Source organism: Burkholderia sp. A9 (assembly GCF_000801975.1).
On the sequence record NZ_JSZN01000004.1, the window covers coordinates 338,077 to 347,578 of the forward strand.

Below are 9,502 nucleotides of genomic sequence, written 5' to 3' on the forward strand. Positions count from 1 at the left end.
CGCCTCGCCCGCTTGCCACGGTCTTGCTCCGTTCCCACGGCAGCCTCGATGCGTGAGGCGATCGATGACGTGCCAACTCACCCGTCAGCCGGCCTGTCGGCATCGACAGGTGCGCCGCATGCTATTTGATTCGCTCACCATTCAACCATCGCGGTTCGAGCTGCAGACTCAGCACGACGAGCCAGCGCTTCGGGCATTGCGGTGCGATCTCGATCAGCTCGCCATGCACGCCGGAAACCGTCACGAGCCCGTGTTGCGCCGCATGCCGATACGCACGCGATGCGTCCGCCTGAAGCCAGAAGCTGACGAGCGCGCAGGTGACGAAGCGGAACAGCAGCAACGTCGCGGCTTCCGGCGTGTCGCCGACTGAAACGAGCAGAGCGTCGAACACGAGCGTCAGTATTTGCGTGACCGCGATCGTGATCACCGTCAGCTTCGACAGACCGCGCATCCGCAGTGCCGCACGGATGCGGACATGCCGCAGGGCAAGCCGCGCGCGATCGTCGTCGGCATCGTGTTTCATGACGCCGCTCCGGCACGCTGCGCGACGTCGATCGATGTCATGTCGGATGCAGGCATCCGCTCGCCTGGCACCCCGACGGCTTTGCACAGGATCGCGCTGTCGTAGCTATGCGCTGCAAACCGCATCACATCGATCAACTGAAACCCTTCGCGGCGATAGAACTCGACGAGCCGGACAGCCGCATGCGGCGCATCGAGCGCGATGTGCGTCGCGCCACGCGCGGCAGCCCGCCGTTGCGCGAACGCAAGCAGCGCACGGCCGATGCCGCGGTCCTGCCAGGCCGGATCGACGGCCAACTGGCCGAGCGTCGCGACGCGTCGGCTGCGGTACGGATCGCAACGCGAATCGGGATCGTGCGGCTGTATCGTGATCGTCGCGACCAGATACCCGCTGCCGAGCGCGACGAAACATTCGCTGGTGAGCGTGCGTTCACGCGTCGCCGACGCCGGCTGGTCGACCCCCGGACAGTTGAAACCCGCGGCGCCGAGATGCGCATACGCGCGATGTAGCAACGCGGTCAGCGACTCGTACGAATCGCTGCGCGGATCGAAACGCCGTACGACGACGCGGCCGTCGAGCCGCTTCGCATAAGCCGCATGGGCACGCCGGGAGCGTGCGGATTCCGGTCGCTGCATGATGTCCTTTCGGCCAGACAGGGTGACCGAAGTGTAGTGAGCGCCGTGCGTTCGCTTCAAGAAAAAATGTCGTAAACGCCGCCTGAAATGCGCTGTGCGCCATCGGAACCACGCGGCGTTCGGCCCTCCCGCCGACAGGGCCTTTTCGCCCGGGTGTTGACGAGTGAGAACGATCGTTCTACCGTAAACCCATGAACACACATGACGACCTCGTCGGCGAACCAGCCGTTCGCGACCGGCTGCTCGACGCGGCCGAAGCGCTGATCTACTCGGGCGGCATCCACGCCACGGGTGTCGATGCGATCGTGAAGCGGTCGGGCGCCGCGCGAAAGAGCTTTTATTCGCATTTCGAATCGAAGGAGGCGCTGGTCGTCGCCGCGCTCGAGCGCCGTGACGAACGCTGGATGCGCTGGTTCGTCGACGCAACGCTGGCGCGTGGCAAGTCACCGCGTGCGCACTTGCTCGGCATGTTCGAGGTGCTGCGTGACTGGTTTGTGCAACCCGATTTTCACGGCTGCGCGTTCCTGAACGCGTCCGGCGAGATTGCCGATGCCGACGATCCGGTGCGCGTCGTCGCACGTCTGCACAAGGCACGCTTGCTCGCGTTCGTGCGCGAGCGGTTCGACGCGTACGCCGACGCCGCCGGGATCGAGCGCCGCGGGCTGGCCCGCGTCGCGCGTCAATGGCTGGTGCTGATCGACGGCGCGATCGGCGTGGCGCTCGTCAGCGGCGATGCAAGCGTTGCGCGCGATGCGCGCGCAACCGCCGAACTCTTGCTCGATACGGTGTCTCGAGCGTCGAAGTAACGCGTCCCAACCGGCTGCGTTCGTGCGCGGCCCAAACCTTGAACAGGAGCATCCCATGGCCGCTTCCCCGGAAGTTCGTCCGCCCGTTCCGCCCTTCACGCTCGACACGGCGCACCAGAAAGTGCGCGCCGCGGAGGATGCGTGGAACACGCGCGACCCGCAGCGCGTCTCGCTCGCCTATACGCCGCAGAGCCGGTGGCGCAATCGCGCGGAGTTCGTGACGGGCCGCGACGAGATCGTCGGCCTGCTGCAGCGGAAATGGACGCGCGAGCTCGACTACCGGTTGATCAAGGAGCTGTGGGCGTTCGGCGGCAATCGCATCGCGGTGCGATTCGCGTACGAATGGCATGACGACGCCGGCAACTGGTTCCGCTCATACGGGAACGAAAACTGGGAGTTCGACGAAAACGGCTTGATGGCGCATCGCCACGCGAGCATCAACGATCTGCCGATTCGCGAAGCGGATCGCCTGTACCACTGGCCGCTCGGCCGCCGTCCGGACGACCATCCCGGCCTGTCCGATCTCGGGCTGTGACGCCGCACGACGACGATGCGGGGACGCGCTCGATCGTGCATCGAGCGCGCAGTCCGTGCCCAACGGTGAGGAAATACGGGAGGCGTGTGCTGAGGTGAGTGTTTTCGGGAGAAGGGGCATTCTGTGCCGGACGGTGTGATTTTTCACGCCCGGCATCTCACCGCTCAATCTTCGCAGGAAACGGCGCGATTGCGCTGACGGAAGCACAGCATGCATTGTCGTGCACGAGCTTTCGTTGATCACGTGCGAATCGAATGCGACATCGGCGGCGCATTTGCTACATACACGCACAGTGGTGAGATTCAATCGGTGTGTATCGATGCGCGATGCAACTCACCGCTCGACTTCAACGTGACGCCAGACACGGTGATGGATCGACGCATAACCGTGCGTGCCATCGAATCGCATTGCTCACCGTTCGAAATCGACATCGACACCCACGCTTCCAGGCGTGCGTGTCGGAATCAACCAAGGTGCGCAGCACTCAGTCGTGTGGGCTCACTCCTGGACACGACCTCCATCGACCGCCTGGCAACCGCGCACCCTTCACATCGGTCGTTCAGCCTGCGATCCGCGCAGCGATCGCCTCGCCCACTTCCTGCGTCCCCGCCTGACCGCCGAGATCGCGCGTGCGCGGCCCCGTACGCAGCAGGTCCTCGATCGCCGCGACGATCGCGTCGTGCGCTTCGCGTTCGCGGCCCGTGCCGTTGCCGAGGAAGTCGAGCATCATCGCCGCCGACCAGATCATCGCGATCGGGTTCGCGATGTACTGGCCCGCGATGTCCGGCGCGGAACCGTGCACCGGTTCGAACAGCGACGGAAACGTGCGATCCGGGTTGAGGTTCGCGGACGGTGCGATGCCGATCGTGCCCGTGCAGGCCGGACCGAGGTCGGAAAGGATGTCGCCGAACAGGTTCGACGCGACGACGACGTCGAAGCGGTCCGGCTGCAGCACGAAGCGCGCACACAGGATGTCGATATGCTGCTTGTCCACGGTGATCTCGGGATAGCGCTCGCCCATTTCGGCCGCGCGCGCGTCCCACCACGGCATGCTGATCGCGATGCCGTTGCTCTTCGTCGCGACGGTCAGGCGCTTCGCGCGGCGCTGGGCGAGTTCGAACGCGAACTTCAGCACGCGCTCGGTACCGTGACGCGTGAAGATCGACTGCTGCATGACCACTTCGCGCTCGGTGCCCTCGAACATCGTGCCGCCGACCGACGAATATTCGCCCTCGGTGTTCTCGCGCACGATCATGAAGTCGATGTCGCCTGCCTTGCGGCCGGCGAGCGGCGACGGCACGCCGTCGAACAGGCGCGCGGGCCGCAGGTTGATGTACTGGTCGAACTCGCGGCGGAACTTCAGCAGCGAACCCCACAGCGAAATGTGGTCGGGCACCGTCGCGGGCCAGCCGACCGCACCGAACAGGATCGCGTCCATGCCCGACAGCTGGGCCTTCCAGTCGTCCGGCATCATCTTGCCGTGCTGCGCGTAGTAGTCGCAGCTCGCCCAGTCGATCTGCTCGAACTGGAAACGGATACCGAAGCGTGCCGTCACGGCGTCGAGCGCGCGCAGGCCCTCGGGCATTACTTCACGGCCAATGCCGTCACCGGGGATGACGGCAATCCTGTACGTCTTGTCGCTCATGCGAGCCTCCTTGGCTGATCGGGCCGCTGGCAGCGTGCGCAGCGGAACATGACGCCATTTTATTTATTTCCATTCAGATTAAAATCGTGCGAAAGGTTAATCGACTTTCCACGAATCGTGAATAAATCGCCGAATCTCGACGACCTGCGCGTCTTCAGCCTGGTCGTCCGCCTGACGAGCTTCAGCGCGGCTGCGGAGCAGCTCGCGGTGTCGCCCGCGTATGTGAGCAAGCGCATCGCGCTGCTCGAGGCGCAGCTCGGCACGCGGCTGCTGCATCGCTCGACGCGTCGCGTGACGGTCACGGAGGCCGGCGAACGCGTGTTCGCGCGGGCCGAGAAGATTCTCGACGACGTCGATCATCTCGTCGAGGACGTATCGACCACGCGCACGGTGCCGCGCGGCACGCTGCGCATCTCGAGCAGCTTCGGCTTCGGCCGCCATGTCATCGCGCCGGCGCTGCTCGACTTCTCCGCGCGCTATCCGCAGCTAAACGTGCGGCTCGATCTGTTCGACCGGCTGGTCGACGTGGCGGGCGAGGGCTACGACCTCGACGTGCGCATCGGCGATGACATCGCCGATCACCTGATCGCGCGCCGCCTTGCCGCGAACTATCGGGTGCTGTGCGCGTCGCCCGACTATCTCGCACGGCGCGGCACGCCGCGCACGCTCGCGGATCTCGCGTCGCACGACTGTCTCGCGATCAAGGAGCGCGACCATCCGTTCGGCGTCTGGCGGTTGAACCTGCGCGGAGAAACGGCAACGGTGAAGGTCGGCGGCGCGCTGTCGACGAACCACGGCGAGGTGGCCGTGCAATGGGCGCTCGCCGGGCGCGGGATCGTGTTGCGTTCGATCTGGGAAGCGGGGCCGCTGATCGAACGCGGCGAACTCAGTCGCGTGCTGCCGGACGCGATTCAGCCGGCGAACATCTGGGCGGTGTATCCGGAACGCGTCGCGGCTTCGGCGAAAGTGCGCGTGTGTGTCGATTTTCTGGCGGAGGCGCTTGCCGGTTTGAATGCCGCTGCGAGCGACGATGCGACCTGAAATCGGTCAAAGGTGAGCTTTTGCGGGGGCATGTGCGGAGCGTCGGCACACGCCCGTTTACGGCTCGCGACCGCGTCGCGAGCCGGCAGCGTGCCGTGGGCACCGACGCGTCGCTGGCCGCGATGCGCCGGGCAGGCGGACGATGGCGCCCGCACGCGGCTCACGCCGCTTTCGCCGCTTTCGCCGTTTTCGCGTCGCCCGCTGCACCGAGCATCAGGTCGAGATTCTGCACGGCCGCGCCGGATGCCCCTTTGCCGAGATTGTCGAACACGGCGGACAGCAGCACCTGGCCATGATCGGCATTGACGAACACGCCAAGCCGCAGGTCGTTCGTCCCGTTCAGCGCTTGCGGATCGAGATGCGTGATCGCGCGCGTATCCGCGAGCGGCGTGACCTCGACGTGGCGCGCGCCGGCGTAATGGTGCGCGAGACACGCGTGCAACAACTCACCGGTCACGCCGGCCGGGAGCAGGCGCAGCTCGATCGGCACGGTCAGCACGATGCCCTGCCGATAGGCGCCGTAAGCCGGCACGAACAGCGGACGATGCGCGAGCCCGGCATGCAGCTGGATCTCGGGCACGTGCTTGTGCGCGAGCGCGAGGCCGTAGACCTGCAGCGGCTTCGCGTGTGCCGCGCCGTTCGATTCGAATGCGTCAACGGCGGTTCGCCCGCCGCCCGAGTAACCGGACACCGCATGGATGCTCACCGGGTAGTCGCGCGGCAGCAGCCCGGCGTGTTGCAGCGGCCGGAGCAGGCCGATCGCGCCCGTCGGATAGCAGCCCGGATTGGTGACGCGCTGCGCGCGCGCGATGGTTTGCGCGTGTCCTTCGACCATCTCGGGAAAGCCGTACACCCATTCCGGTTCGGTGCGATGGGCCGAACTCGCGTCGATCACGCGTACCGCCGGATTGCGGATGAAGCCGACCGCTTCGCGCGCGGCGGCGTCGGGCAAGCACAGGATCGCGATATCGGATGCGTTGATCGCTTCAGCGCGCCGCGCGGGGTCCTTGCGCTCGGCATCCGGCAGCGTGACGAGCCGCAGGTCGGTGCGATCCCGCAGGCGCTCGTGGATCTGCAATCCGGTCGTACCTTGGTCGCCGTCGATGTAGACAGTGGGGAGGCTCATGATGGTCGCGTTTCTCGTTTCGGACATCGGGAAAGCCGTATCGTCCACCGAGCGCCTAGAATAGGAAAAGTTGAATTTCCTGATTGCCGGATTCAGTTTTCCTGAACGAGAGGCAAGCATGCGCGAGATCAGCCTGGACCGGCTGCGTACACTGGTCGCAATCGCCGACCAGGGATCCTTCGTGGCCGCGGCGCAACTGCTTCATCTTGCGCCGCCGACGGTCAGCCTTCATGTCGCCGAACTCGAAAGCCGCATCGGTGCGCCGTTGCTGTCCCGCACGCGCGGCAACGTGCAGCCGTCGACCATCGGTGCCGTGCTGGTGGAGCGGGCGCGCCGCCTGCTGGCCGAGGTCGAGTCGACCCTCGACGACGTGGAGCGGCAAGTGCAGGGGCTGACCGGGCGGGTGCGGCTCGGGGCATCGACCGGGGCGATCGCCCATCTGTTGCCGCAGGCGGTGGTCCGGCTGCGCGAGCGGCATCCGGACATCGATGTCCAGATCGCGGTGCTCACGTCGCAAGACACGCTGGCGCGCATTGCGCAGGGCACGCTCGACGTCGGGCTGGTGGCGTTGCCGCAGCCGGCGGTCGCGGGGTTGTCGATCCGCGCGTGGCGGCGCGATCCGGTGCTGGCCTTTCTGCCTGCCGACTGGCGGCTTCCGGCGCGGGTGACGCCAGCCTATCTGGCCGCGCGTCCGCTGATTCTCAACGATGCGACGACCCGCCTGTCGCGGCTCACGACGGAATGGTTCGCGCTCGGCGGTCACCGGCCCGAGCCCCGCATCGAGCTCAACTACAACGATGCGATCAAGAGTCTGGTCGCCGCGGGTTACGGCGCGACGCTGCTGCCGCACGAAGCGGGCGCCCCGTTGCCCGACGCACGGATCGTCATGCGGCCGCTGCGTCCGGCGTTGTGGCGCGAACTGGGCATCGCGCATCGCGCCGGCCCGATCGATCGGTCGACCCAGCACGTGCTCGACGCGTTATGGGCGCTCGGCGCACGATAGGGCGTTTGGCGAACGGCGCCGCTGTGTTACAGCCGGTTGTCCTTCGCGAGCATCAGCACGCGCGCCCAGCGCTGCGCATCGCGCTTGTCCATCATCGGCAGTTTCCATTCGCCGCGCACGGTGTCGCGCACGCGCACGACCAGATGCCAGCGGCCATCGATCGGCGCGGCCTCGCAGGCGTCGAGCTGCGACAGCGTATAGCGGCCGTCCGCGCCGTCATGCGACAGCCACAGCAGCCCCTGCGTCGCGGATACACGCAATTCGCCCCATGCGCGATGCACGATGTGGGTCCAGCCTTGTTCCTTCGTGTTCGGTGCGATGTCGCGGCGGCGTTTGATCCACCACGCGATCAGCGCGATCAGGATCGCGGCGGCGAGCACCGCGGCCGCGATCGCGACTGGCTGGCCGAACTGCGCGGCAATGACATGAAACAGGTGTACCGCGCCCCATCCAATGGCGATGAGCGCGAATAGCGCGATGAAAATCGGCATGTCGAATCGGAAAAGAGGACGGACCGGCGCAGGCAGCGCACCGGTCCGTCGCACACGGCATCACCGGCGGCGGTGAATGTCGTGCGTGACGAAGCCCGCGTCGTTGATGGGCAGCGCGAGGCCGTCCTTGACCGCGAGCGTCTTGCGGATGTCGTCGAGACCCGCGCACCAGTGGTCGCGCATCGTCGACAGACCGAACTGATAGTCCTTGTAGTGGTGCTCGTACGCCTTCTGCTGATAGATCAGGTGCTGGATGTTGTACTTCTTCCCGCTCGACATCGCTTCAGCCTCGATACACCACGGGTCGTTCTTGCGCTGCTCTTCCGGCACCTGCTCGAGCACGTGGCGCAGCACGTTGCGGTAGCGCTGTTCGCGCTGCAGCGTGTCGGTGACGAAACGCGTGCGGCTCGAATACTGCACGTCCTTCGTGCGCTCCGCGACGTCGGCCATCGTGCGCGGCAGCGGCCCGCGCGCGCTCCACAGATCGACCTGGAACGCGAGCGTGTCGCGGCGCGGACGCGCGCGCAGCACTTCCATCAGCGGCGTGTTCGACACGACGCCGCCGTCCCAGTAGTACTCGCCGTCGATCTCGACCGGCGGGAACGCGGGCGGCAGCGCGCCGGACGCCATGAAGTGCTCGGGCGCGAGGCGGATGCGCGAGTTGTCGAAGTACACGAAGTTGCCGGTGCCGACGTTCACTGCCCCGACCGACACGCGCGTCTCGCCCGAGTTGATCCGGTCGAAATCGCACAGCTTCAGCAGCGTCGCGCGCAGCGCCGACGTGTCGTACCAGCTGATCTTTTCCGGATGATCGGACACACCCGGCAGCGGCGGCGGGAAACGTGGCGCGAAGAAACCCTGCTGGCCCTGCATCATCGCGCTCGCGGCCTGCGATGCGGTGAAGAACGTGCGGATCTGGTCGATGCTGTTGAACAGCGCAAATTCGAACGCAGCCGGCATCGCGGGAAAGAACGCCGGCTGGCAGATCGTTTCCCAGAATTCGCGCAGCCGCTCGACCCGATGTTCGGGCGCATTGCCCGCGATCAGCGCGGTGTTAAGCGCGCCGATCGAGATACCTGCGATCCAGTCGAGCGGAACGCCCGCCTCGTGCAGCCCTTCGAACACGCCGGCCTGATACGCGCCGAGCGCGCCGCCGCCCTGCAGGACGAGGGCGATCGTTTCGTACGGCAGCGACCGCGCAGCGGCCGGCGCACCGGCTTCGTGATGCAGGTCCGCCGCATCGACGGCCTGCTTTTCTGTACGCGCGTGCGGTTTCATCAGTTGCTCCGAGAAATCCCGCCATCGATGGCGGAGACGGATGGCGTGTCGTCGATCGACGGCACGCCATCTTGAGGATAGGCGTGGTGCGGGAATCGCCTCCCGTCAGGGAGGCGAGGGCGTTACTGCATGAACCAGCCGTGGCTGACGACGAACGACTGGCCGGTGAGCGCGGCGCTCGGGAATGCCGACAGGAACAGCACCGTCTGCGCGACGTCCTGCACCGTCGTGAACACGCCGTCGACCGTATTGCCGAGCATCACCTTCTTCACCACTTCCTCTTCGCTGATGCCGAGTTCCTTCGCCTGCTCCGGAATCTGCTTGTCGACCAGCGGCGTGCGCACGAAGCCCGGACACACGACGTGCGAGCGCACGTTGTGCTTCGCGCCTTCCTTCGCCAGCACGCGGGCCAGGCCGAG

Annotated in this window: 11 protein-coding genes; 4 read left to right on the forward strand and 7 right to left on the reverse strand. The window is 66.3% G+C overall.

Translation table 11 applies throughout. The features are described from left to right. Positions 1-121 precede the first annotated feature (121 nt). Both PI86_RS03435 and PI86_RS03440 read right to left on the reverse strand, forming a co-directional pair. Positions 122-523, reverse strand: coding sequence for a hypothetical protein (locus tag PI86_RS03435; RefSeq protein ID WP_039318694.1), 402 nt, complete (start codon positions 521-523; stop codon positions 122-124). Further along, positions 520-1,158 carry a GNAT family N-acetyltransferase gene (locus PI86_RS03440; protein WP_039318696.1) on the reverse strand — a complete coding sequence of 213 codons (639 nt, stop codon included), beginning with the start codon at positions 1,156-1,158 and terminating at the stop codon, positions 520-522. Before PI86_RS03440 ends, PI86_RS03435 begins: the two co-directional genes overlap by 4 nt. A gap of 191 nt (positions 1,159-1,349) precedes the next feature. Here PI86_RS03440 and PI86_RS03445 point away from each other — a divergent pair, with 191 nt between their 5' ends. Both PI86_RS03445 and PI86_RS03450 read left to right on the forward strand, forming a co-directional pair. Continuing rightward, complete coding sequence (locus tag PI86_RS03445) at positions 1,350-1,964, forward strand: TetR/AcrR family transcriptional regulator (RefSeq protein ID WP_039318698.1); 615 nt, start codon at positions 1,350-1,352, stop codon at positions 1,962-1,964. Between the two features lie 55 nt (positions 1,965-2,019). Further along, on the forward strand, positions 2,020-2,499 hold the full coding sequence (locus tag PI86_RS03450; protein ID WP_039318701.1) for a nuclear transport factor 2 family protein: 480 nt from the start codon (positions 2,020-2,022) through the stop codon (positions 2,497-2,499). Between the two features lie 559 nt (positions 2,500-3,058). Here PI86_RS03450 and PI86_RS03455 read toward each other — a convergent pair. Then, positions 3,059-4,144 carry a tartrate dehydrogenase gene (locus PI86_RS03455; protein ID WP_014900693.1) on the reverse strand — a complete coding sequence of 362 codons (1,086 nt, stop codon included), beginning with the start codon at positions 4,142-4,144 and terminating at the stop codon, positions 3,059-3,061. Between the two features lie 117 nt (positions 4,145-4,261). Between PI86_RS03455 and PI86_RS03460 the strand changes: the two genes are divergently transcribed. Then, on the forward strand, positions 4,262-5,185 hold the full coding sequence (locus PI86_RS03460) for a LysR substrate-binding domain-containing protein (protein WP_039318703.1): 924 nt from the start codon (positions 4,262-4,264) through the stop codon (positions 5,183-5,185). A 160-nt stretch (positions 5,186-5,345) separates the two neighbouring features. Here PI86_RS03460 and argC read toward each other — a convergent pair whose 3' ends face one another. Continuing rightward, the gene (gene argC, locus PI86_RS03465; RefSeq protein ID WP_039318759.1) at positions 5,346-6,311 is read right to left on the reverse strand and encodes an N-acetyl-gamma-glutamyl-phosphate reductase; all 966 of its coding nucleotides are present in this window, start codon (positions 6,309-6,311) and stop codon (positions 5,346-5,348) included. Positions 6,312-6,429: 118 nt separating this feature from the next. Between argC and PI86_RS03470 the strand changes: the two genes are divergently transcribed. Next, positions 6,430-7,314 (forward strand): LysR family transcriptional regulator, encoded by an 885-nt coding sequence (locus tag PI86_RS03470; RefSeq protein WP_039318705.1) that lies wholly within the window; start codon positions 6,430-6,432, stop codon positions 7,312-7,314. 26 nt (positions 7,315-7,340) lie between these two features. Here the strand turns inward: PI86_RS03470 and PI86_RS03475 are convergent, their stop codons facing one another. From PI86_RS03475 to PI86_RS03485, 3 genes are all read right to left on the reverse strand, one after another. Continuing rightward, positions 7,341-7,805 carry a hypothetical protein gene (locus PI86_RS03475; protein ID WP_039318707.1) on the reverse strand — a complete coding sequence of 155 codons (465 nt, stop codon included), beginning with the start codon at positions 7,803-7,805 and terminating at the stop codon, positions 7,341-7,343. A 60-nt stretch (positions 7,806-7,865) separates the two neighbouring features. Beyond that, entirely contained in the window at positions 7,866-9,083 is a 1,218-nt protein-coding gene (locus PI86_RS03480; RefSeq protein WP_039318708.1) for a patatin-like phospholipase family protein, read from the reverse strand. 122 nt (positions 9,084-9,205) lie between these two features. Then, positions 9,206-9,502, reverse strand: a 297-nt coding sequence (locus tag PI86_RS03485) for an SDR family oxidoreductase (protein ID WP_039318710.1), incomplete at its 5' end; no start/stop codon positions are given.